Annotated in this window: 23 protein-coding genes and 1 pseudogene; 10 read left to right on the top strand and 14 right to left on the bottom strand. The window is 36.0% G+C overall.

What is annotated here, in order from left to right; translation table 11 throughout:
* A pseudogene (locus tag A0F92_RS09585) lies at positions 1 to 371 on the top strand (integrase core domain-containing protein); the annotation flags it as partial.
* Positions 372 to 601: 230 nt separating this feature from the next.
* On the opposite strand, the gene A0F92_RS09580 reads toward A0F92_RS09585, so the two are convergent.
* The 4 genes from A0F92_RS09580 to A0F92_RS09570 all read right to left on the bottom strand — a co-directional run bounded on the left by A0F92_RS09580 (position 602) and on the right by A0F92_RS09570 (position 5,203).
* Positions 602 to 3,049, bottom strand: a complete 2,448-nt coding sequence (locus A0F92_RS09580; RefSeq protein WP_068244896.1) for an outer membrane beta-barrel family protein — start codon at positions 3,047 to 3,049, stop codon at positions 602 to 604.
* 116 nt (positions 3,050 to 3,165) lie between these two features.
* A complete protein-coding gene (locus tag A0F92_RS15605) occupies positions 3,166 to 3,306 on the bottom strand; it encodes a hypothetical protein (protein WP_167516988.1) in 141 nt (46 codons plus the stop codon).
* Between the two features lie 46 nt (positions 3,307 to 3,352).
* On the bottom strand, positions 3,353 to 4,639 hold the full coding sequence (locus A0F92_RS09575) for a prolipoprotein diacylglyceryl transferase (RefSeq protein ID WP_068244889.1): 1,287 nt from the start codon (positions 4,637 to 4,639) through the stop codon (positions 3,353 to 3,355).
* A 147-nt stretch (positions 4,640 to 4,786) separates the two neighbouring features.
* On the bottom strand, positions 4,787 to 5,203 hold the full coding sequence (locus A0F92_RS09570) for a BrxA/BrxB family bacilliredoxin (protein WP_068244887.1): 417 nt from the start codon (positions 5,201 to 5,203) through the stop codon (positions 4,787 to 4,789).
* Positions 5,204 to 5,394: 191 nt separating this feature from the next.
* On the opposite strand from A0F92_RS09570, the gene A0F92_RS09565 reads away from it, so the two are divergent.
* The gene (locus A0F92_RS09565; RefSeq protein WP_068244884.1) at positions 5,395 to 5,796 is read left to right on the top strand and encodes an Hsp20/alpha crystallin family protein; all 402 of its coding nucleotides are present in this window, start codon (positions 5,395 to 5,397) and stop codon (positions 5,794 to 5,796) included.
* Between the two features lie 61 nt (positions 5,797 to 5,857).
* On the opposite strand, the gene hutU is transcribed toward A0F92_RS09565, so the two are convergent.
* Both hutU and A0F92_RS09555 read right to left on the bottom strand, forming a co-directional pair.
* Positions 5,858 to 7,537: a urocanate hydratase gene (hutU, locus tag A0F92_RS09560; protein ID WP_068244881.1), complete on the bottom strand. Its 1,680-nt coding sequence runs from the start codon at positions 7,535 to 7,537 to the stop codon at positions 5,858 to 5,860.
* A gap of 59 nt (positions 7,538 to 7,596) precedes the next feature.
* Positions 7,597 to 7,908 carry a tetratricopeptide repeat protein gene (locus tag A0F92_RS09555; RefSeq protein WP_068244878.1) on the bottom strand — a complete coding sequence of 104 codons (312 nt, stop codon included), beginning with the start codon at positions 7,906 to 7,908 and terminating at the stop codon, positions 7,597 to 7,599.
* Positions 7,909 to 8,117: 209 nt separating this feature from the next.
* On the opposite strand from A0F92_RS09555, the gene A0F92_RS09550 reads away from it, so the two are divergent.
* Together A0F92_RS09550 and A0F92_RS09545 are read left to right on the top strand one after the other, a co-directional pair.
* Entirely contained in the window at positions 8,118 to 8,861 is a 744-nt protein-coding gene (locus A0F92_RS09550; protein WP_068244875.1) for an electron transfer flavoprotein subunit beta/FixA family protein, read from the top strand.
* A 77-nt stretch (positions 8,862 to 8,938) separates the two neighbouring features.
* Positions 8,939 to 9,901, top strand: coding sequence for an electron transfer flavoprotein subunit alpha/FixB family protein (locus tag A0F92_RS09545; RefSeq protein WP_068244872.1), 963 nt, complete (start codon positions 8,939 to 8,941; stop codon positions 9,899 to 9,901).
* A gap of 58 nt (positions 9,902 to 9,959) precedes the next feature.
* Here the strand turns inward: A0F92_RS09545 and A0F92_RS09540 are convergent, their stop codons facing one another.
* On the bottom strand, positions 9,960 to 10,307 hold the full coding sequence (locus A0F92_RS09540; RefSeq protein WP_068244869.1) for a HesB/IscA family protein: 348 nt from the start codon (positions 10,305 to 10,307) through the stop codon (positions 9,960 to 9,962).
* A gap of 150 nt (positions 10,308 to 10,457) precedes the next feature.
* Between A0F92_RS09540 and A0F92_RS09535 the strand changes: the two genes are divergently transcribed.
* The 5 genes from A0F92_RS09535 (at position 10,458) to nhaA (ending at position 15,255) form a co-directional block, all read left to right on the top strand.
* Complete coding sequence (locus A0F92_RS09535) at positions 10,458 to 10,970, top strand: DUF7935 family protein (protein WP_068244866.1); 513 nt, start codon at positions 10,458 to 10,460, stop codon at positions 10,968 to 10,970.
* A 14-nt stretch (positions 10,971 to 10,984) separates the two neighbouring features.
* The gene (locus A0F92_RS09530) at positions 10,985 to 12,556 is read left to right on the top strand and encodes an acyl-CoA mutase large subunit family protein (protein WP_068244920.1); all 1,572 of its coding nucleotides are present in this window, start codon (positions 10,985 to 10,987) and stop codon (positions 12,554 to 12,556) included.
* A 218-nt stretch (positions 12,557 to 12,774) separates the two neighbouring features.
* Positions 12,775 to 13,095, top strand: coding sequence for a Dabb family protein (locus A0F92_RS09525; RefSeq protein ID WP_068244860.1), 321 nt, complete (start codon positions 12,775 to 12,777; stop codon positions 13,093 to 13,095).
* Between the two features lie 123 nt (positions 13,096 to 13,218).
* Positions 13,219 to 13,947 carry a ThuA domain-containing protein gene (locus tag A0F92_RS09520; RefSeq protein ID WP_068244857.1) on the top strand — a complete coding sequence of 243 codons (729 nt, stop codon included), beginning with the start codon at positions 13,219 to 13,221 and terminating at the stop codon, positions 13,945 to 13,947.
* A gap of 96 nt (positions 13,948 to 14,043) precedes the next feature.
* Complete coding sequence (nhaA, locus tag A0F92_RS09515) at positions 14,044 to 15,255, top strand: Na+/H+ antiporter NhaA (protein ID WP_068244855.1); 1,212 nt, start codon at positions 14,044 to 14,046, stop codon at positions 15,253 to 15,255.
* 230 nt (positions 15,256 to 15,485) lie between these two features.
* Here nhaA and hisB read toward each other — a convergent pair whose 3' ends face one another.
* From hisB to hisG, 6 genes are all read right to left on the bottom strand, one after another.
* The gene (hisB, locus tag A0F92_RS09510; RefSeq protein WP_068244853.1) at positions 15,486 to 16,625 is read right to left on the bottom strand and encodes a bifunctional histidinol-phosphatase/imidazoleglycerol-phosphate dehydratase HisB; all 1,140 of its coding nucleotides are present in this window, start codon (positions 16,623 to 16,625) and stop codon (positions 15,486 to 15,488) included.
* 37 nt (positions 16,626 to 16,662) lie between these two features.
* On the bottom strand, positions 16,663 to 17,088 hold the full coding sequence (locus A0F92_RS09505; protein WP_068244850.1) for a c-type cytochrome: 426 nt from the start codon (positions 17,086 to 17,088) through the stop codon (positions 16,663 to 16,665).
* A gap of 111 nt (positions 17,089 to 17,199) precedes the next feature.
* Positions 17,200 to 18,501 (bottom strand): PQQ-dependent sugar dehydrogenase, encoded by a 1,302-nt coding sequence (locus tag A0F92_RS09500; protein ID WP_068244847.1) that lies wholly within the window; start codon positions 18,499 to 18,501, stop codon positions 17,200 to 17,202.
* 129 nt (positions 18,502 to 18,630) lie between these two features.
* Positions 18,631 to 19,680 (bottom strand): histidinol-phosphate transaminase, encoded by a 1,050-nt coding sequence (gene hisC / locus A0F92_RS09495; protein ID WP_068244844.1) that lies wholly within the window; start codon positions 19,678 to 19,680, stop codon positions 18,631 to 18,633.
* A 27-nt stretch (positions 19,681 to 19,707) separates the two neighbouring features.
* Positions 19,708 to 20,991, bottom strand: coding sequence for a histidinol dehydrogenase (hisD, locus tag A0F92_RS09490; protein WP_068244841.1), 1,284 nt, complete (start codon positions 20,989 to 20,991; stop codon positions 19,708 to 19,710).
* A 12-nt stretch (positions 20,992 to 21,003) separates the two neighbouring features.
* The gene (gene hisG, locus A0F92_RS09485) at positions 21,004 to 21,867 is read right to left on the bottom strand and encodes an ATP phosphoribosyltransferase (RefSeq protein WP_068244918.1); all 864 of its coding nucleotides are present in this window, start codon (positions 21,865 to 21,867) and stop codon (positions 21,004 to 21,006) included.
* Positions 21,868 to 22,258: 391 nt separating this feature from the next.
* Between hisG and A0F92_RS09480 the strand changes: the two genes are divergently transcribed.
* The gene (locus tag A0F92_RS09480; RefSeq protein ID WP_068244838.1) at positions 22,259 to 22,729 is read left to right on the top strand and encodes a Dps family protein; all 471 of its coding nucleotides are present in this window, start codon (positions 22,259 to 22,261) and stop codon (positions 22,727 to 22,729) included.
* A 59-nt stretch (positions 22,730 to 22,788) separates the two neighbouring features.
* On the opposite strand, the gene A0F92_RS09475 is transcribed toward A0F92_RS09480, so the two are convergent.
* Positions 22,789 to 23,253, bottom strand: a complete 465-nt coding sequence (locus tag A0F92_RS09475) for a hypothetical protein (protein ID WP_068244835.1) — start codon at positions 23,251 to 23,253, stop codon at positions 22,789 to 22,791.
* Positions 23,254 to 23,301: the final 48 nt, after the last annotated feature.

Raw genomic sequence — 23,301 nt, 5'->3', positions numbered from 1 at the left:
CTAAACAACTGCCACTGCTGCGGATTTTAACTGATCGTGGAACCGAATTCTGTGGCAAGCCGGAGTATCATGAGTATGAATTGTATCTTCAAATCGAAGGAATAGAACACTCAAAAACGAAAGCCCGAAGCCCTCAAACCAATGGTATCTGTGAACGCTTTCACCGTACCATTCAGGAAGAATTTTATGCAGTAGCCTTCAGAAAAAAAATATACACCTCCGTAGATCAAATGCAGCAGGATCTTGACCAATGGCTAAGACACTACAATGAAGAGCGGACACACTCAGGTAAATACTGCTATGGCAAAACGCCCATGCAAACTTTTATTGACAGTGTGCATTTAGCCAAAGAAAAACGTATCGATGAACTCTTGGAAAAAGACGCTAACTTTAGCATGTCAGAAGAAGCGGAAGCAGGCTCTGCTGAGGAGCAACCTGCCAGGAATATTCTGACCGATGAAAATAATAAAGCGGTTGATCAAAACCCAACCGCTTTTAACCAATAATTTTTATCGCATATGCCTTAAAAAAACCTGCTCTAAATTTAACCGGTTGTCAGATTAAGTAGTAGCAATTACAGTTTTGTAAAATCATGTTGTAATTAATTATTCGATTTAACTCTGGATGCTTCATCAATGGCACCAGCAGACTTTTTGGGTGCAACACCTGCTTTTCCTTTTGCAAATCGATAAGTAAAGCTTACATTAAAAACACGGTTATCCCATCTGTTATATATTTGAATATCAATATTTTGATACTTGCTATATCCACTAAAATGCTGCAAGTTCAAAAAGTCGCGGCAGTTTAACTTAATACTGCCTTTATTTTTCAGTACTTGTTTGCTAATGGCAAAATTTAACTGACTCATTTCATTTCCAACAATCGTTCCTTCCTGAGTTTGCGTTCTGTAAAAACCACTCAATTCAAATGACCAACCTTTTTTCACCTCAAAACTATTGGTAAAATTGGTAGCATAATTAATGCCAAAAACATGTATGGGCCCTTCATTTACGTATCCATCATATTGATTGTAATTCAATTGATTATACCAGTTTACTTTCCAAAATTTAGTAATTGGAAATGAAGCACTTACACTTAAAGTATAATTCTGCACTTTGGCAATATTATCATTCATAACATAAGTGGTATGTGTACTGTCAATTTGTTTAAATACCTGTGTAATTAAATCATTGATTACACCATAGCTTAAGTTGGTTGTAAGAAATCCTTTGTAAATGTGGTTTAGCTCTATATTCTGACTAATTTGTGGTTGTAAATACGGATTACCAACAATGTAAGTGTACTTATCTAAGAAATAGTAAAATGGATTTAAATATTCATAATCAGGGCGTTGTATACGTCTACCATAATTTAATGAGAACTTATTTTTATCATTTGGCATATACCCGAGAAATAATGTTGGGAATAATTGGGTATAATTTCTATCGAATGATGCCCCATTGAATAATTGTATTCCCATAGCATGTGTATTTTCTACCCTGCTACCCAATTGTATGCTCCATTTTTTTGATAATTCTTTGCTGAACGATACATAAGCTGCATTTATGTTTTCTTCATAAATAAAATGATTACTTCTGACACTATCCCTTACCCATTGGTTATTGATTTGGTTGTCATAGCGGGAATCATTATCAGTTTTTATATAACTCACTTTAAAACCGGCCTCCATTTTAATTGTATGCTTCAATTGTTGTGTATAATCGGCTTTGGCAGTATAAATATTAATGGTAGAAGGCAAACTTCCTCTTAACAACTGGTCGGGCATGATTTTATTACCGGTATTGTCATAAAATGAATTGGTAAACATTTGCGCATTTCCGGTATTGTAGTGCACGTAATCTAAATCTGTGGTAAGCTCTTTCCCTGTGCTATCAAATACATGTCTGCCATTGAGATTAACCGCCATATTGTTTAAACTGTTTATCATTTGAGAATTGGCCAGTGTGGTACTTTGTAAAACACTATTGGGATCTAAAATATTGGTAGTATTATGATTATTGTCGGTAGATGGATTGGAAAATCCATTTACTACAACACCCAAAGTTGTTTTTTTAGAAGCATAATAATCTACCCCAACTTTGTAAGCAGTGTTATTTTGAGTGCGCTTAATAAAACTTTGTTGCTTAAAAATAGAGAGGATATCTTCTCCATTAGTAGTCCTAAAATTTCTGGTAATGTTCAAATCCTGAAAGCCACCATAATAGTTGTAACTCAAATTCCCGAATAAATTCACTTTATTTTTACGATAATTCAGATTTATACTGTTGTTGCTTTTAGGATAAACACCCTGACCCAATCCTACCGTAACACTACCATTATAACCTACTGTTTTTGATTTTTTGGTTTTAATATTGATGATACCAGAGTTGCCGGCTGCATCGTATTTGGCTGGTGGATTGGTCATTAATTCAATTTGATCAATAGAACTACTAGACATGCTTTTCAATAAATTAGCCAAATCTGTTGCACTTAAATAAGAAGGTTTACCATCTAATAAAACCAAAACACCTGGTTTTCCTTTCAGGCTAATATTCCCATCTTTATCTACCAACACACCCGGCGACTTTTCCAGCACATCCATAGCAGTTAAACCGGTATTGGAAGGAGAAGCATCTACGTTGATGACTGTTTTATCTAATTTTTGTTCTATTAGTGGCTTTTTAGAAGTTACAGTAACTCCGGCCAGTTCTTTTTCGGCGGGTTTTAAGTGAATATCCATAGTTTGAGCTGCCGATAACTTAATCTGATTTGAAAAATAAGTTTCATAACCTATTGCAATCAGTTTAATTAAGTAGCTGCCGCTTTTTAAATGATCAACCTTAAATTGCCCGGATTTATCAGTTACAGCCATTTTAACAATAGCTGAGTCTTTCGTATTTAAAACCATGATATTGGCTGCTTCAATGGCTCTTTTCTGAGCTGTTACCTGACCTTTTATGGTAAGGCCTGGTGAAGATTGGGCACGAACCGATGTAACAAAGCATACTATTATGCCCAACAGGGTTAAAATAAATGTAGTTTTTTTCATGATGTTTATTTTTTAGTTCTGGTGTATAAATATTACATCACAAAACTAAGTAGTATGCTAAGCATAGTATATTGTTTTATATTGGATGGCTATTTTAATGGATGACTGGCGAATAATTAGGAAGGAAGAATAGGATATTGTACCAAAACACGAATAGAACGATGCAATGAAGTATTCGATACAAAAACTTCTAAGTAATTTAAAGTAAATTTAAGTGCATCCGGCATTGATTGAAAAGCATAAAAAATGTCATCCATTTTACAGGATGACATCAGCTTATTTATGCAGCAGAGGCATTATTGATTAAGTATGAACAGGATATTGTTTGATTTTAATTTTATTAGCGTAAAAATAAAGAACAATTCCTGCAATTACTAATGCACTAGAAATTAATTCAGCCTGGGTAGGTTGTAATCCCCAAAAATGATAACGGGTGTTTACCCTTATTTTTTCAATCAAAAAACGTTCTAAACCATTCAAAATAAGATATATAGCGAATAATCGACCAGGTGTTGCAATTTTTTTGCGCAGCATCCACAAAATACCAAAAAGAATCAGACACATTACAATTTCATACAATGGTGTTGGAAAAACCCCAATAGGCAAATAAGAACAATAATTACCGGTACAATCAGCAAAACGAACGCCTTCATTTACTACATTATGCGGATAATTGTAAGCAAACAGCCAATTGGGTAAACCCCAAAATGAGTGAACAGATAAGTGTTCAATTTTAAAAGTTGTAAACTGTTCGCTATAGTAGTGTTGATTAGCTTGCAGCGCTCTGGTAAACTGCTCAACGGTAGCTGGAACTAATTTTCCTTGTGCATTACTTACATAAGCGCTATTTAAAATTCCCCAATCGCCATCACCGGCAACTTGGCAACCAATTCTGCCCAAACCATACGCCAGCATTAAAGCCGGTGCTGCGGCATCGCAAAGAGCAATAAAAGGAATATTGTGTTTTTTGGTATAGAAATACAAAGCAATAGTTGCACAAATTAATCCACCATAAAAAGTAAGTCCGCTGAAGGATATAAGAGAACCTATAGGATCACTGATAAAATCATCCCAGGTTTCAAGGCTATTAAAAATTTTAGCTCCTGCAAACCCAAATATGGCAGCATAAATTACAATATCACCCACCCGATCCTGCGGCCATACTCTAATAATTCGTTTTTCAGGTTTTGCTAATTTTTCTTTGTTTTTTTCCCACCATTTTAATGCTGCAAATAATACACCCAACAAAATACCCATTGGTAAATTTCCCTGAGCAGATAAAATAAAACTTTGCGGATCCGCCAGAGCTGTTGGTATCAAAAATGCACCCACAATTTTAAATCCCATGATGAATCCAAGAAAGAAATTCAGCAATAATTCCTGCGTGGTGGCTGCCCCTCCTACTAAAATTGTTTTTTCTGTATAAGTTAAAATTCCTGCTGACTGTTTACGTTTCAATTCCAATGTTAATATCCATGCAGATATTACAAAAGAAAGGGCTACAAAAAAACCAAATGAGTTAATTAATTTCAATCCGTTCCATTCAACCCCAAATAAGTCTTTGAATACATAATACAGGTTTGGATACATAGCCTTTTTTTGATGTGAAAATTTGAATTGCAATGTTAATTAGAAAATACCAAAACTTTAAATTATTCTGTATGGTTGCATAAAGAAAAGTCCCGTAGAAACGGGACTTTGTACATTACTAACACATCTATAACAAAGTACAAAGAATTAGTTGCAATATTGTTCAAATTCATGAATTAAATATTGAGCAATCACTTGTGCCGGTCTTCCTTCAATTTGATGGCGCTCAATCATACTCACTAATTTGCCATCTTTAAAAAGCGCAATAGCGGGTGATGATGGCGGATAAGGCAATAAATGCTCTCTGATCTTGTTTACTGCCTCCATATCAAAACCTGCAAAACTGGTTACCAAACGGGTGGGTTTTTTGGTTGCATTATGCACTGCCATTAAAACCCCGGGTCTGCAGCTACCTGCTGCACAACCGCAAACAGAGTTTACAACTACAAGTGTTGTTCCTTCTTTTTGAAGGGTGGCATCTACATCGGCCGCTGTTAGCATTTCCTCAAATCCACTTTCGGTTAATTCAGCCTTCATGGGTATTACAATCTCTTCGGGATACATATTTTCTGTTTTAGAAAGCAAAATTAATCAAAAACCGCATCATTGAATCAGTCAATTGTTGCTTTTTACCTGAATCGAAAATGTCACAAAGGCATACAAAATAAAAAATAGTGCCATTGTGACATATATTATTCATGTTTTTCTATTGGAATAAGATTTGAAAAGCTTTGTAAGAATAAAAATTAAAAATTATGTACAACCACACAACACAACCCGGTTATATAAACCGCGATCCATTTTTGAATACTTTCAGGGGAATGAGTAGAAATTTTTCTGTTCCTGTTAATATTTATGAAACCTCCAATGCATTTGAAATTGAATTAATGGTACCAGGTAGAAATAAACAAGATTTTCAATTGAAAGCAGATAAAGGGCTATTGACAATTGAATACCAACCTACACCTGTTGAAAATGAAAAAAAGAAAATTGTACAACAGGATTTTACTGCCCACGCCTTTAAAAAAGTATTCAGTTTAACCGACGGCATTCAAACTGATACTATTCAGGCAACTTATCAGGATGGTATTTTAAGGGTAGTATTGCCCATAAAAGCTGAAAAGGCACCCGTAACAAAAACCATTGCGGTTCAATAATTCAAAAATCATTATTTTTAAACTGCCTGTTGAAATGAACATTTTAGAACAGGCAGTTTTTTTAATGCAGGCGGTCTGTAATGCTCAAACCACTTTGTCGAAGCATATCCAGCGCAATATCGTAACCTGCATCTGCATGCCGAATTACGCCCATTCCGGGATCATTTCTTAACACCCGTTGTAATCTTTTTGCTGCGGCATCTGTACCATCCGCCACAATCACCATTCCCGCATGAATACTATAGCCCATTCCTACCCCGCCGCCATGATGCAGACTTACCCAACTGGCTCCGGCAGCAGTATTAATTAATGCGTTTAAAACAGGCCAATCGGCCACAGCGTCACTTCCATCTAACATGGCTTCCGTTTCTCTGTTAGGCGAAGCAACAGAACCGGTATCCAAATGGTCACGTCCAATAACAATTGGCGCTTTCACAATACCCTTTCTAACCAGTTCATTAAATGCCAACCCGGCCTTTTCTCTTTCGCCTTGTCCGAGCCAACAAATTCTGGCGGGCAACCCCTGAAAGACAATGCGTTGTTGTGCCATCGTAATCCATTTTTTTAAGCCTGCATTTTCAGGAAACAATTCAAGTATACATTGGTCGGTTGCAGCAATATCGGCAGGATCACCGCTGAGTGCTGCCCAACGAAAAGGGCCTTTTCCTTCACAGAACAATGGACGAATATAGGCAGGGACAAACCCTGGAAAGTTGAATGCATTTTGCAAACCTGCTTCCTTTGCCCTAGCTCTGATATTGTTGCCATAATCGAAAGTAATGGCACCATTTTTTTGCAAGGTTAGCATGTAGGTAACATGCAATTTCATGCTCTCATAACTTAAAGCAGTATAAGCCTCGGGGTTATCATGACGCAATACATTGGCCTGCTCATTAGTTAGGGTATGTGGAATATATCCGATTAAAGGATCATGGGCCGAGGTCTGGTCGGTTAAAATATCAACCGGAATATTTCTCTCAATCAATCGTTCCAGTAAATGAACTGCATTGCAAAGCACCCCAATACTTAAAGCTTGTTTATTCTTTTTTGCGTCTAAAGCTTTATCTATTGCTTCATCAATTGCCAGGCATTTTATATCCAGATAACGGGTTTGTAATCTTTTATCAATACGCCATTCTTCCACTTCGGCTACCAGACAAACACCATCATTCATAGTAATAGCCAGCGGTTGTGCACCACCCATACCGCCTAAACCGGCTGTAACAGTTAAAATACCTGAAAGTGAACCATGGAAATGTTTTTTAGCTACAGCAGCAAAGGTTTCAAATGTACCCTGCACAATTCCTTGTGAACCGATATAGATCCAACTACCGGCAGTCATTTGACCATACATCATCAATCCCTTCTTCTCCAGCAAATCAAAATGTTCCCAGGTAGCCCATTTGGGCACTAACTGCGAATTTGAAATTAAAACCCTGGGCGCATCTTCATGCGTGGTTAAAATTGCAACCGGTTTACCGCTTTGTATCAAAAGGGTTTCATTGTTATTTAAATCTTTCAGCGCCTTAATAATCAAATCGAGTGATGGAATATTTCTGGCAGCCTTTCCTCTCCCGCCATATACAATCAATTCTTCCGGCTTTTCTGCTACTTCAGGATTTAAATTATTCAATAACATACGCAAAGCAGCTTCCTGAACCCAACCTTTGCAGTTTAAATGATTTCCGACGGGTGTTTTATATTTCTCCGGATGAAATACAGCAGATTCAGTAGCTAACATGGCAATCGTTTTAGCATTAAAGTTATAAAAAATTATACAGTCAGCACTTTTAAAATACCTTAATCAATCAAATCTTCATAAGCAGATTGCAATTCGTTATAAGTATGCTGATCATTGGCATTTTTTGCAGCCAGCATTCCTTTTTCATACCATTCAATAGCTAATGGCGTTTGTTCCAGCCTTTCCAGCAGTTTTGCCAGATGATAGTAACTGCCTACATAATCGGGCGAATTGGCTAAGATTTCTTCAAACAGTATTCTTGCTTTCAGATCATCTCCCATTTTTATGTATTCCAATGCAAGTGAATGTCTTAAAAAATTATCCTTTGGATTTTCTTTCAAAAAGTTCTTTAACTGCTCAATTCTATTCATTTTTAAAAAATTTTGTGCAGCAATTTATTGAGTTAGAAAAAATAACAGGTACAAATTTTAAAATTAATGGAAGTTTTTTTGAACGGCACATGCTTTGTATAAAAAGCTTATTATATTTGCTAATAGTTGCATAAACAACTAATTTATTGAATTAGTGCACAAATGTAACAAATGGTTGAAAAATATTGTTTCATCTAAAAAACGCACATATGAAAATTTTGGTTTGTATTAGTAAAACACCTGATACTACTGCAAAAATTGCTTTTAAAAACAACAATACGCAATTTGAAGATGCAGGTGTTCAATGGATCATCAATCCTTATGATGAATGGTATGCATTGATAAAAGCGATTGAATTAAAAGAAAAAGATCCTTCTGTTATTTTACATTTAATTACGGTTGGTGGCGCTGATTGTGATGTCATTATTCGTAAAGCACTGGCCTTGGGTGGCGATGAAGCTATTAGAGTAGATACAGAAAGTGATGATAGTTATGTAATTGCTACACAAATTGCTGCTGTTGCAAAAGAAGGGAGTTATGATTTAATTTTTACAGGAAAGGAAACCATCGATTACAATGGCTCTGCAGTAGGTGGCATGTTAGCTGAAATGTTGCAGATGCCCTACATAGCACTTGCTACACAATTTGAGTTGAATGGAAGTCAGGCAAAAGTTACGAGAGAAATAGAAGGTGGTGAAGAAGTTGATGAAGTAACACTTCCTGCTGTCATTAGTTGTCAAAAAGGAATGGCCGAACAACGCATCCCGAATATGCGTGGCATTATGGCTGCCAGAACCAAGCCGTTAAAAGTGGTTGCACCTGTTGCCACAGAGGCATTAACCCATATTGTTCAATATGAATTACCACCTGCAAAAGCCGGTGTTAAATTGGTGACAGCAGATGATGTGGCTACGTTGGTTAAACTATTGCATGAAGAAGCAAAAGTAATTTAAGTATTCATCAAATACATCCAAGACATTAAAAATGCACTTGGATGCCAAATATATTTCATTCGAAAAATAAAAAAAATATGTCAGTTTTAATATTTATCGATCAGTCAGATGGTCATTTAAAAAAAGCATCTTTTGAGGCTGCAGCCTATGGGGCAGCTATCGCAAAACAATTCAATACCAACGCATTGGCATTGGTGTTGGGAAATGTAGCAGACGATCTAACGCAATTGGGTAATTATGGTATCAGCAAAGTATATCAGGCCCAAAATGACAGTTTCAATCATGTAGATGCGCTGGTATTTGCGCAGGTAATTGCTGCAGTTGTTAAACAATTAGAAGCTTCAGTAGTAGTATTCAGCCATACACAAACCGGTAAAGCGGTTGCACCCGGAGTGGCCGTTCAGTTAAAAGCAGGCTTGGTTGCAGGCGCCTGTGCATTGCCCGATACCACCAATGGTTTTGTAGTTAAAAAAACAGTATTTAGCGGCAAAGCATTTGCATTGGTAAATATTACCACTCCAATTAAAGTCATTACATTGAACCCGAATAGTTTTGGAGTACAAACTACAACCGGAAATGCAACTGTTGAAGCATTAGATGTTGAGGTACCTGCCGCATCGGTAAAAATATTGGCAACCAACAAAGTAAGCGGTGAAGTGCCATTAAGTGAAGCCGATATTGTAGTAAGCGGTGGACGCGGTTTAAAAGGCCCTGAAAATTGGGGAATGATTGAAGATTTAGCACATGTATTACATGCTGCAACTGCTTGTAGCCGTCCGGTTGCCGATGCACATTGGAGGCCACACCATGAGCATGTTGGACAAACCGGCGTACAAATTGCCCCCAATTTATACATTGCCATTGGCATTTCGGGAGCTATTCAGCATTTGGCGGGAGTAAACAGAAGTAAAACCATTGTGGTGATTAATAAAGATCCGGAAGCACCATTTTTTAAAGCAGCTGATTATGGCATTGTAGGTGACGCATTTGAAGTAGTGCCCAAATTAACAGCTGCCATAAAGGAAATGAGAAGCAAATAACTCTTCATAAAAAAGCCTCGTTGCAATAACGGGGCTTTTAAATGCAATAGCTATAATGCTACACAGCAAATGAACTTCCACAACCGCAAGTAGCTGAAGCATTGGGATTAGAAAAAGTAAATCCCCTGTTGTTCAAACCATCCTGCCAGTCAATTTGCATACCATACAAATACAATTCATGGCTTTTATTCATTAAAAATGGCAAGCCCTCCACTTCATAAATATGATCTGCAGGTTCTTGTTTATCAAATCCTAAAATATAAGTCATGCCACTGCACCCCCCTCCTTTTACGCCCACCCGCAAAAGTTTGCTGTTATCACAACCTTCTTCCTGCATCAAACGCTTAATTTCCTGCAAAGCACTTGTTGTAAAACTTACCGGTACAGATGTTGTTACTGTTGCCATACTAAAAATCAATTTCTCTAAATACAATACAAATTTACATTCGTTTCCCAATTTAATGAATCAAAGCATTTACGTTTAACGAAATTTAGTATATAAGTGAATGGTGGTATTCCATTTACTTTCATCTATTTTTGTTTAAAATATGGCAGAATGAATCAAACAGTGATTTTTAGTATATTAATAGCCCTTTTAATTTTGAATGTGTTGTGGAATAACTGGCCGGGTAAAAATAAAACGAAGGAATCTGCATCCGGCCAAAATCTCGCAAATGATGCCAACACAAAACTAATGCAACTGCAGGCCTATGAAAGACTTGTTTTATTTGTTGAAAGAATTGCACTTCCCAACTTAATTGCCCGATTAAATACGCCGGGTATTTCTGCAAGAGAAGCACAAGTATTATTAACCCAAACCATCAAACAAGAATTTGAACATAATATTACGCAACAAATTTATGTAAGTGCCGATGCCTGGAAAGCTGTTAAGAATTTAAAAGATCAAAATATTTATATCATCAATCAATTGGCGAATAATTTACCACCCAATGCTTCGGGAGTAGACCTAAACAAATTATTGTTAGAATATTTAATGACAGATAAAAAAGGCAATTTATATGAAGTAGCCAGTGAAATTATTAGCCACGAAGCCAAACAGGTTTTGTAATAAAAATGAATGCTATGAGTTTAGAAGAAAAAAAAACAGATGCAGGCATTACCATACAACCGGTGTATAGCGCAAAAGATATACTTCCACTAAAAGATAAAATAGTAACTGAGATGCCGGGGAAATTCCCATTTACCAGAGGAATTCAACCGGATATGTACCGGGGCAAATTATGGACAATGCGCCAATATTCCGGATTTTCAACAGCAGAAGAAAGCAATAAAAGATACCATTATCTATTGGCACAGGGTGTTAGTGGTTTAAGTGTGGCATTTGATCTTCCCACACAAATTGGGTATGATAGTGATCATCCATTAGCCGAAGGCGAAGTTGGGAAAGTGGGTGTTGCCATTAATAGTATTGAAGATATGGAACAATTATTTGCCGGCATTGCACTTGAAAAGGTATCTACTTCTATGACCATTAATGCAACCGGTTTTATTTTATTGGCTTTGTATGTAGCACTTGCTAAAAAACAAGGGGCCGATTTGACAAAAATTTCAGGAACCATACAAAACGATATATTGAAAGAATATGCTGCCAGAGGCACTTACATATACCCCCCTAAACCCTCCATGCGCATTATTACCGATATTTTTGAATGGTGTGCAAAAGAATTACCCAAATGGAATACCATCTCTATTTCAGGGTATCATATACGTGAAGCAGGCAGCACTGCAGTACAGGAAATTGCATTTACATTAAGTAACGGTAAGGCCTATGTGCAGGCTGCATTAGAAAAAGGATTAGATATTAATGTTTTCGGAAAACGACTCTCCTTCTTCTTTAATGCGCATAACAATTTATTTGAAGAAGTAGCCAAATTCAGAGCCGCGAGGCGTATGTGGGCTACAATCATGCAATCAATGGGAGCCACAGACGAGAAAGCAATGATGCTGCGCTTTCATACACAAACAGGTGGTAGTACCCTTACTGCACAACAGCCCATCAATAATATTAGTCGCGTTACTTTACAAACTGTAGCAGCAGTTTTGGGTGGCACACAAAGCTTACACACAAACGGATATGATGAGGCATTGAGTTTACCAACTGAAGAAGCCGCCAGAACTGCTTTAAGAACCCAGCAAATTGTAGCGTTTGAGAGTGGTATTGCTGACACGGTTGACCCGCTTGCAGGTAGTTATTTTATTGAATCACTTACCAATGAAGTGGAGCATAAAGCTTGGGAACTGATACAACAAATTGATGCTATGGGCGGAAGTGTTGCTGCCATTGAAGAAGGATTTATTCAAAATGAAATAGCAAAAAGTGCATACCATTATCAACAACAAATTGAATCGGGTGAAAAAGTTATCGTAGGCGTTAATCAATTTACAGTAGCAGATGACACCACCATACCTGGGTTTAAAATTGATGATAGTATTCGCTTAGTTCAGATAAAAAAACTAGAACAGTTAAGAGCAAAGCGCAATGCTGCTGACGTAGAACGTTGTTTGAATAATATTAAAACCGCAGCCGTACAGAACACTAATATAATGCCGGTAGTAATTGAGGCCGTTGAACATTATTGTACTTTAGGGGAAATTGCAGATACACTACGAGTATTTTTTGGAGAATTCAAATAGAAAATTTGAATTGATATTTGTTAAAAATATTGAAACTATACAAAAAGGATTGTCTTAAAGTTTTAAGTTGTTCAATAAAAGCCATAATTTAAATTGTTGAAAAATGGTTAATTATACTGTTGAATTAAATTTGAAGCTTTTAAAAAATAAACCGGTACACCATTCAATACAATTAGATTAAAATATTTTTAAACCCAATAAACATTAAAGTAACAACAATGATACCATCTAATTATTTTATTCACCATGTATATTTTTGGTTAAAAGAACCGCAGAATGCTCAGGCACATCAGGAATTATACAAAGGTTTACAGGCACTCAGCAAAGTTCCTGAAATTAAAAGTTTTCATATAGGAGTGCCTGCTGCAACCAATAGAAGTGTAATAGAAAGAGGCTATCATTTTTCATGGTTGGCCATTTTTGAAAATATAACAAATGAAGAAATTTATCAAACCCATCCTATTCATTTATATTTTATTGAAACCTGCAGCCATTTGTGGGAAAAAGTAGTGGTATTTGATTCAGTAAAACCCGAATGAAAGCAATCAGTATTTTAAACTTTACACATTTCTATAAACTTGGGCATATTTAAAACTTAAAAATTTTCAAACAAAATTATCATATCTGGCAACTCAATTTCATTATAATCTATTCATTGCAATATGAAAAAATTTTTTAAAAATATCATTTATTTATTCGCATTTGTATTCATAAGTTCTTTTTCAAAAAAAGAAGCAAAAGTTTTGGTATTCAGCAAAACAATGGGATATCACCATGAATCCATTGCTGCAGGTATTAAAGCCATTGAAAAGTTGGGAAAAGAGAATCATTTTATAGTAGATACTACTACCGATGGTGCTGCGTTTACAGAACAAAATCTGAAACAATATAAGGCTGCTATTTTTTTAAGTACAACAGGCACCGTTTTAAATGCTGAACAAAAACGGGCATTTCAGCAATATATTGAACACGGAGGTGGTTTTGTGGGCGTACATGCAGCTACCGATACGGAATATGGCTGGCCTTGGTACAACCGATTAGTGGGCGCCTATTTCAAAAGCCATCCCGCACAGCAAAACGCTAAACTAAATATAGTAGATAAAAAATTCATTGCTACCAAACATCTACCGTCAACATGGAACCGTTGGGATGAATGGTATAATTTTAAAGATACACATTGGGACAGTGTACATGTATTGATAACCATTAATGAAAAAAGTTATAAAGGTGGTGAAAATGGCGATTACCATCCTATGAGTTGGTATCATTCATTTGATGGCGGCCGGGCATTTTACACTGCTTTAGGCCATACCGATGCATCTTATAGTGATCCATTATTTCTCGGGCATTTGTTGGGAGGTATTTTGTATGCCATGCATCAAAAACAATAACCATTTTTTCTGCTTCATTGAATGCTAACATTACCTAATTGAAATGATACATTTAAGATCAGCATCATTTCAATTAACTGCTTAAATAATTTGTATATGAGTGTTGCCCACAAAAAAGAAACACAAAAATGGTTTTATCCGCTATTGGCATTTATGCATGATAGCAGGTCAATTGGTATTATATTATTGGCATGTACTGCACTTTCATTATTACTCAGCAACATTCCAAATTTAGGAGTGTACTTTACACATATCTGGCATATTCATTTTAATGGAACAGAAGCACACAGTTTCAATATATTCGGTATTCATTTACCCAATTCGCCTGTTTTGATAATCAATGATTTCTTAATGGCGTTTTTTTTCTTCCTGGCAGGAATGGAAATAAAAAGAGAAGTAGTACAGGGCGAATTGAATACATTAAGAAAAGCTTTACTTCCTTCTTTAGGTGCTGTGGGCGGCATGCTGGTGCCGGCCATTTTATTCATTCAGTTTAACCGCGATACGGCATTTATGAGCGGATGGGCTATTCCAACTGCAACAGATATTGCTTTTTCATTAGGTATTGCTTCTTTATTAGGTAATAAAGTACCGGTAAATCTTAAAATATTTTTAACGGCATTGGCCATTATTGATGATTTAGGTGCTATCGTTGTTATTGCACTTTTTTATGGTGGAAAATTACATTTAGGCTATTTATTAGGCTGCACAATAACCATTGTTTTGCTCTGGTGGTTACAACGTTCCAATAAAAAATTTGGGTGGATGCATATTGTATCAGGAATTTTACTCTGGTATTTTATGTTTAACTCAGGTATACATGCAACGGTAGCAGGTGTACTATTTGCTTTTTTTATACCCATTAAAGACATTGTAAATTTTGAAGTTAAATTGCATCTTCCGGTTTATTTTATCATCATACCCATCTTTGCACTGGCCAATACTGCCATAATATTACCCAGCCACTTTACTGAAGCATTGGATAGTTCGTTAAGTTGGGGCATCATTGCCGGATTGGTGATTGGAAAGCCATTAGGCATCTGTGGTATTTCCTATTTAATTGTAAAACGAGGCTGGGCAGTTTTACCGGCCAAGGTAAACTGGCATCATATGATTGGTGCCGGAATGTTGGCAGGCATTGGCTTTACCATGAGTATTTTTATTGCAACACTTGCTTTTAAAACAACTACAGAACAAGATGTGGCTAAAATATCTGTTTTGCTGGCCACCATTATTGCCATGCTGCTTGGTTATTTTTGGTTGAAAATAAACGGGAAAACTGTTATTATAAAAAAAACAAGTAAATAGTTTACCACATTTTAATGGCTACTATTTCAATAAAAATTATCATTATTGTCCGACAAAACTTAACTTAAAAATCGCTGTAATCTTTTGCTGTAAAGAATTACAGGCTAAAAAATGATTGTTTCAAAATTGGAGGGAGTACCCCTTCTTTTGAAATCGGCTGAAATATGGTTCTGTAAAGGGTTTGAGCCATTATTTTACAATTTTAATCGGACAACAATGAAAAATTATCATTACAAAACCCCTTTTGTGCTGGGTAAATAATTACTAAACGGATCTCTTTTAATAGCCATTTGAATGGCTTTTGCAAAGGCTTTAAAAATGGCTTCAATTTTATGGTGCTCATTTTCTCCTTTGCAGGAAACATTTAAGTTGCATTTGGCTGCATCTGTAAACGATTTAAAAAAATGAAAAAACATTTCAGTGGGCATGTCACCAATTTTTTCACGTTTAAATTCAGCATCCCAAACCAACCAGTTTCTACCGCCAAAATCAATCAACACTTTCGCCGAAGCTTCATCCATTGGTAATGCAAAGCCATAACGCTCCATGCCTCTTTTATCCTGTAATGCCAAGGCAAATGCTTCGCCCAGTGCAATGCCTGTATCTTCTATGGTATGGTGTTCATCAATATGTAAATCGCCCTGTGCATTAATTTTTAAATCAATTTTGCCATGTCTGGCCACCTGATCTAACATATGATCAAAGAAACCAATGCCTGTATGAATTTCTGAACTGCCATTTCCATCCAGATTTAACTCTATAAAAATTTTTGTTTCATTGGTTTTACGCTCATGAATAACAGTTCTGCTTTTTAATTTTAAAAATGCATAAATATCACTCCAGTCTAATGTTTTCAATGCAATACAGGGTTCTAATTCAGTACTGGCATGCTGTATTTCATTACTTCCTAAGGTTTCATCCATATTCAGCCAAATAGCTTTGCAACCTAAATTTTTAGCCAACTGTACATCGGTAATTCTATCACCAATTACATATGAATGTTCCAGATCGTAGTTACTATTATTGATGTATTCAGTTAACATTCCGGTGCCGGGTTTTCTGGTTGGGGCATTTTCTTCAGGAAAACTTTTATCAATATGTACCGCACTAAATTCAATTCCCTCCTGTAACAAACATTTCATTATAAAATCTTGCACTGGCCAAAAACTATTTTCCGGAAAAGCAGTTGTACCCAAGCCATCCTGATTGGTTACCATCACCAATTCAAAATCTAATTCTGTTGCAATTAAACCCAAATAACGAAATACCTTTGGGTAAAAACTTAATTTTTCAAAACTGTCTATCTGGTAAGTGGGTGGAACTTCATTAATAATCGTACCGTCACGATCAATAAATAATATTTTTTTCATGCATGAAGAGATATAATCTGAAAAGAATAATTTGTAATTACTTTTTTTTAAATCTTACTAATTTTACTTCAGTCGGAGTAATGGCACTGGCTTTGTTACCAAAACTGTTGCGTACAAAAGTGAGTACATCTGCAATTTGTTGATCTGTTAAATCGTTATGAGGTGCCATATTATTAGAATAATAATCACCATCAATAGCAACTCTGTCGGTCATGCCATGCAAAACAATTGAAATCAATTTTGTTTTATCGCCCAGTACATAAGAAGTTTGAATGAGTGGCGGATTCATATTGGGTACACCTCCCCCATCGGCCATGTGGCAGGGAAGACAAACTTTATTATACACTTTTTCTCCGCGCTGCATGGATGCTTTATTGCTTGTATTTTGAAATGGGGGGATAGCAGCGGAAAATATCCAAATAAAAAACAAACCAATAATTAAAAAACTATATTTTTTTAACATGTATAAAAATTAATAATTTGGAATTCAGTAATTTTTTCAAACATCATGAGCACCATCCTTAGTAAAGCATATTTTAAGTCTTACAAAAAATCTATTATCATGTATATGGCATTATTCTTTACCGGTATAAATAATTCTGTAAATGGCACCTTTATTATCGTCTGTTACATATAAAGAACCATCAGGGCCTTGCGCTAAACCACAGGGACGGTGTGCATTTCGAGCCGATGTGATGGGTGCTTTTCCTGCAAAACCATTGGCAAATACTTCCCATTTTCCGGTAGGCTTACCATCTTTAAAAGGTACAAATACCACGTAATAACCTTCCTGTGGTAAAGGTGCTCTGTTCCAACTACCATGAAAAGCAATAAAAGCACCGTGCTTATATTTTTCGGGAAACATATTTCCGGTATAAAATAATAAACCATCCGGGGCTAAATGACCGGGAAACGCAATAACAGGATTGATGGCATCTTCACCTGCTGTTTTTTTACCATCGCCACCATATTCGGGCGCTAAAATTTTTTTGTGTTGTATTTGATCGTAATAAATATATGGCCATCCGGCATTCGCACCTTTATACAATTCATACATACATTCAGCCGGTAATTCGGCACTTTGTTGTATGGTATATAAATTGGGCCAGTTATCATGCAACTGATCACGACCATGTTGCATAACAAACAGTGAATTGGTTTGTGTATTCCAGTCTAATCCTACTACATTACGTAAACCTGTAGCATAATGCACACCGTTACCATAAGTTTGATGGAGTTGATCGGCTTTAAATTGCCAAATACCTCCGGCAGAATCTAATATGGGGCAGGGTTTCATACCCGGACTGCCTGCTACTCTGTCTTGTACCTGACAGGCATTGGAGTAAGCACCAACATTTACATAAATATTGCCATCATTATCTAATGTAATGGATTTAGATTCATGTTCTCTTCTGTTCAATAACCCATGAATAATTTCTTCAGGTTGATTGGGTGTTAATACTTCATGCTGATTATTCAGTTTATAACGATAAACATTTTCATCGGATGAAGCATATAAATAACCATTTTTCAATGCTATGCCGGTACCTATATAATTTCCAAATCCGTTACCTTCATCTACCCTTCCATCACCATTTTTATCTTTCAGTAAATAAATACCATTGCCGTTAAATAAACGAGCCAATTTTACATAAATATATCCTTCCGGAGTTACAGTAATATGCCTGGGCTTACCATAAGCATCAGTAACTTTTAAAGCACCGAATCCTTTGGGTAAAATCAATCCTGCATTATCGGGATCAGGCACAATAACTGCTGGTTTTTGAATGGTTGAATCATTGTAAACAGTACTATGCACCTGCACAAAAAATGCAGAGATAGTGGTTACTGCTAATGATAAAAATAATTTTTTCATACAAATATATTTTATATTACAAGTGAGAAAATGCGGGAAAATAGTTTTTAAATGATTGCAATTGGCTTCAATTGTCTTTGGGCTTCTAAAGATAAATAAAGATTTTAGTTTTAAAGCAAATAATTGATGCTATTCAATGGCTGCAAGGGCATCTACCAATAAAGTGTTTTCTTTTTCAGTACCAATGGTAATGCGCAAACAACCTTCGCATAGCTGCACATTACTTCTGTCACGCACCACAATACCTTTTGTTAATAAATAGTTATAAACCGATGATGCATTTTTTACCTGTACTAATAAAAAATTAGCATCCGATGGGTATACTTTCTCAACTACGGGAATTTGAAGAAATACTTTTGCTAACGCCTCACGCATGGCTACTATTTCTTTAATCATATCATTTACCATTCCTACTTCCTGTAATGCTTCCGTTACTAAATCTTGTGTAACCTGATTAATGTTGTAGGGTGGCTTTACTTTATCCATAATTTCCACAATCAATTCATGAGCAAAAGCCATTCCCAATCGTAAACCGGCCAGTCCCCATGCTTTACTAAAAGTTTGCAGAATAACAAGATTAGGATAATCGGATAGCTCCTGAATAAAAGATTTTTGGCGCGAAAAATTAATGTATGCCTCATCTATTACAACAATGCCGTTGTAATTGTTGAGAATGGTTTCAATATCAACCCGATTCAATGAATTACCGGTTGGATTGTTGGGAGAACAAAGCCAAATAATTTTAGTGTGAATGTCTACCAAATTTTCCAAATGAATGGTATCTAACTGAAAATGCTCTGTTAAAGGTGCTTTTCTTATTTCAATATTATTAATGGCAGCTGATACCTCGTACATGCCGTAGGTAGGCGGGCAAATAATTACATTATCAACTCCCGGTTCACAAAAAGTTCTGTATAAAACATCAATACATTCGTCACTGCCGTTTCCTAAAAATATTTGTGAGGCGGGAACTGATTTTACGGAGCTTATGGCAGCTTTTAATTTTTTTTGATGCGGATCGGGATAACGGTTATACCATTTCAGTAATGGAGAACCCAGACTGTTTTCATTGGCGTCTAAAAAAACCGAAGCATCCCCGCTAAATTCATCTCTTGCAGAGGAGTAGGGTTTTAATGCAGCAATATTTTTTCTAATTAATTGTTGTAGTGAGAATGACATGATATATGATTTTTTAAACAGAAAACATTATTCCATCGTATTTAATCGGATTTGAACAGCATTACGGTGCGCATCCAATCTTTCTGCTGCTGCCATTAATGCTACTGATGGGCCAATTAATGCCAATCCATCCTGTGATAGTTGCTGATAGGTAATTTTTTTTACAAATGAGTCTACACTTACACCACTATAAGCTTTTGCAAAACCATTGGTGGGAAGGGTATGATTGGTGCCACTGGCATAATCGCCTACACTTTCAGGAGAATAAGCACCTAAAAATACAGAACCTGCATTGGTAATGTGTTCGGCAATCAGTTCCGGTTGCCGGCAGTGCAGAATTAAATGTTCGGCTGCATAAGCATTTACAAATGCAATGGCTTCCTCCATTTTTTGAAGTACAATACATTTGCTATTATCCAAAGATTTTTTAGCTAATGTTTTACGAGGCAAAACCTTCAGTTGCTTTTCAATTTCCTCCAAGACCAAGGTTACCAATGAAGCATGTGTTGTTACCAACATTACCTGACTATCTGGTCCATGCTCAGCCTGCGATAATAAATCTGCTGCAATAAATGCTGCATTAGCCGATTCATCGGCCAATACGCATACTTCGCTGGGGCCGGCAGGCATGTCAATAGCAACACCCTCCTGTTGTATCAATTGCTTAGCAGCGGTTACATACTGATTACCCGGTCCAAAAATTTTATATACCTGCGGTATGGTATTGGTGCCGTATGCCATGGCGCCAATGGCCTGTACTCCTCCAATACTGAATACTTTTTTAATTCCAAGTAAGGATGCTGTATATAATATTACTTCATCAACGGTACCATCTTTACGTGGAGGCGTACACAAAACAATTTCTTTACAACCGGCAATTTTTGCAGGAATAGCCAACATTAACAGGGTTGAAAATAAAGGAGCTGAACCACCGGGTATATACAATCCAACTTTCTCAATAGGTACTGATTTGCGCCAGCAGGTAACACCCGGCATTGTTTCAATTTTCTCAACAGGTTGTAATTGCTTTTCATGAAATAATGTAATGTTATTAACTGCAACCTGAATGGCATTTTTAAGTTCAGGTTTTATTTTGAAGCTTGCAGATGCAATCTCAGCTTCCTGCACCGCAAAATTATCCAATAAAACTTTATCCAGTGAATGTGTAAATGCACGAATAGCTGCATCACCATTCTTGTGTACTTCCTGCAAAATATTTTGCACGGTAGCCTGCAAACCGGCATTATCTAATGCCGGACGTTGTAATATTGCTTTCCATTGCTGATGGGAAGGATTTTCAAAAATTTGCATGACAAAACTTTTTTAAATAATCATTTTTTCAATGGGTACTACTAAAATGCCCTGAGCGCCGGCTTGTTTCAATTGTTCAATAATATCCCAAAATTGATTTTCGCTTAATACACTATGCACACTGCTCCACCCTTGTTCTGCCAAGGGCAGTACCGTTGGGCTTTTCATACCCGGCAACAAAGCAATGATTTCAGCTAATTTATGGTTGGGCGCATTTAATAAAACGTATTTGTTATTCTTAGCTTTTTTTACTGCCTGTATACGAAACAATAATTTGTTCAGTAATTGTTGTTTGTGCTGTGGTAATTGTTCATTTTGAATTAATACTGCCTGTGAATTTAAAATTACTTCCGATTCTGCCAATCCATTCATAAATAAAGTTGAACCGCTGCTTACCAAATCACAAATAGCATCTGCTAAACCAATTCCCGGCGCAATTTCAACACTGCCGCTAATTTCATGTATTTCGGCATTGATATTTTTTTGTTGTAAGTACTGTTGTAATAAAACGGGATAACTGGTTGCAATTTTTTTACCCTGCAAATATTCCGGCCCGGCATACACATCGCCTTTTCTAACGGCAATAGACAATCTGCATTTTCCAAAACCCAATTTTTCAACCACAGTTACCTTTTTATTTTTTTCATACACCACATTTTCACCAACAAATCCAATATCTGCAACAGCATCTTCTACATATTGCGGTATATCATCGTCTCTTAAAAAAAATACTTCAATGGGGAAATTGCTGGCTTCGGTTTTTAATTTATTTACACCATTGGTAATATCAATACCACATTCCTTTAATAATTTCATCGAATCATCATGTAATCTGCCACTTTTTTGAATTGCCAATTTTAATTTTTCGTTTTGCATACGCATTTTGTTTTTCACAATTTTGTGAATGTTTGTAAAATAAAAAAAGCTTACCGGAGTAAGCTTCAAATGTTATGAAAAGTATAAACACCAAACATCGTCTGCTTACAAAGTAGGCAGTGTATGATGATGCATGTATACGTTGTTTAAATTCATTGATTTTTAATTACGCAGCAAAAGTAAGGTATTGATTGGAAAGGAGAAATTTTTTTTAGAATAACAGTACACCGGAATGTATGCTGCCATCGAAAATTCAAAATAGCCTAAACACTTGAATAGAAAAGAAAATATTCCGTATTACAGATGTAATACACGCAATTTATAGCAATCTTATAACAAGATAATTAAATTTATTTGCTAATTTTGCAAGAAGCCATTAAAAATAAATTTTATGAAAGCAAATATTGGAATCAACGATCAACATGCGCAATCAGCCGCAAAAAAATTAAACCAGATATTGGCCGATGAATATGTACTATACACTAAAGTAAGGAATTGCCATTGGAATATTGAAGGCAGCAACTTTATTGAAATGCATAAATTTTATGAAGATATGTACAATGGCATTGATGAAATAATTGACGAAATTGCTGAACGAGTTAGAATGTTAGGCCATTATGCAGAAGGCAGACTAAAAGATTTTTTAGCTTTAACCAACTTATTGGAAGAAGAATATACCAATAACCAAAAGAAACAATTAGAAAATTTGTTGAATGATCACGAAACCATGATTCGCAGTTTACGCAATGATATTGTTTTATTTTCTGACGAATACAAGGATTTGGGAAATGCAGATTTTTTAACCGGTTTGTTGAAAATGCACGAAAAATGGGCATGGTTTGTAAGAAGTTATCTTAAATAAAAGTTGAAGCAATTTTAGCGCATAAAAAACCGGGATTATTACCCGGTTTTTTTATGAAATTACTTTTTATGTGAAGTTGTTTTTTTAACGCGATGCTTGTATTGGTGCGTTTGCGGTGGGTGATGCGTAGGTTGTAACATTTTTTTGCGTAACAGATTGCCTAATAAAATAAGGGCAAGTGCAAACAATGCAAACAAAATAATAGGGAAATTAATGTTACCGGTAATGGTAATTTGTATTATAATCCAAATAGCAAAAATAATACCTTCTGCCATAACAAGAATAGGATGAAATGCAATATGCTGTATGCAGCCCCAGGCTGCAATCAGGCTTCCCAAGCCAATAAAAACAACCAATAACCAACCCGGTGTGCTATAAGATGAAAATGGAGTGCCTTGTAAATCATCGTATGACAATCCTAATGAACGGCCACTGGAATCGTTGATTAAGCTAAATCCGATATACAATGCAGTAAGGGCTGCAATAATTAATATAGCAATTAAAAATTGACGAATTGTTTTCATATAGCAATACAGTTTTAGTGAATGAAAAAAATGAATGAAATAATTGTT

The sequence above is a fragment of the Hydrotalea flava genome (genome assembly GCF_001623405.1).
In the GTDB taxonomy this organism is placed as follows: Bacteria; Bacteroidota; Bacteroidia; order Chitinophagales; family Chitinophagaceae; genus Hydrotalea; species Hydrotalea flava.
The sequence above is the reverse complement of the archived record's forward strand: the minus strand, read 5'-3'. Positions and strand labels throughout refer to the sequence as shown.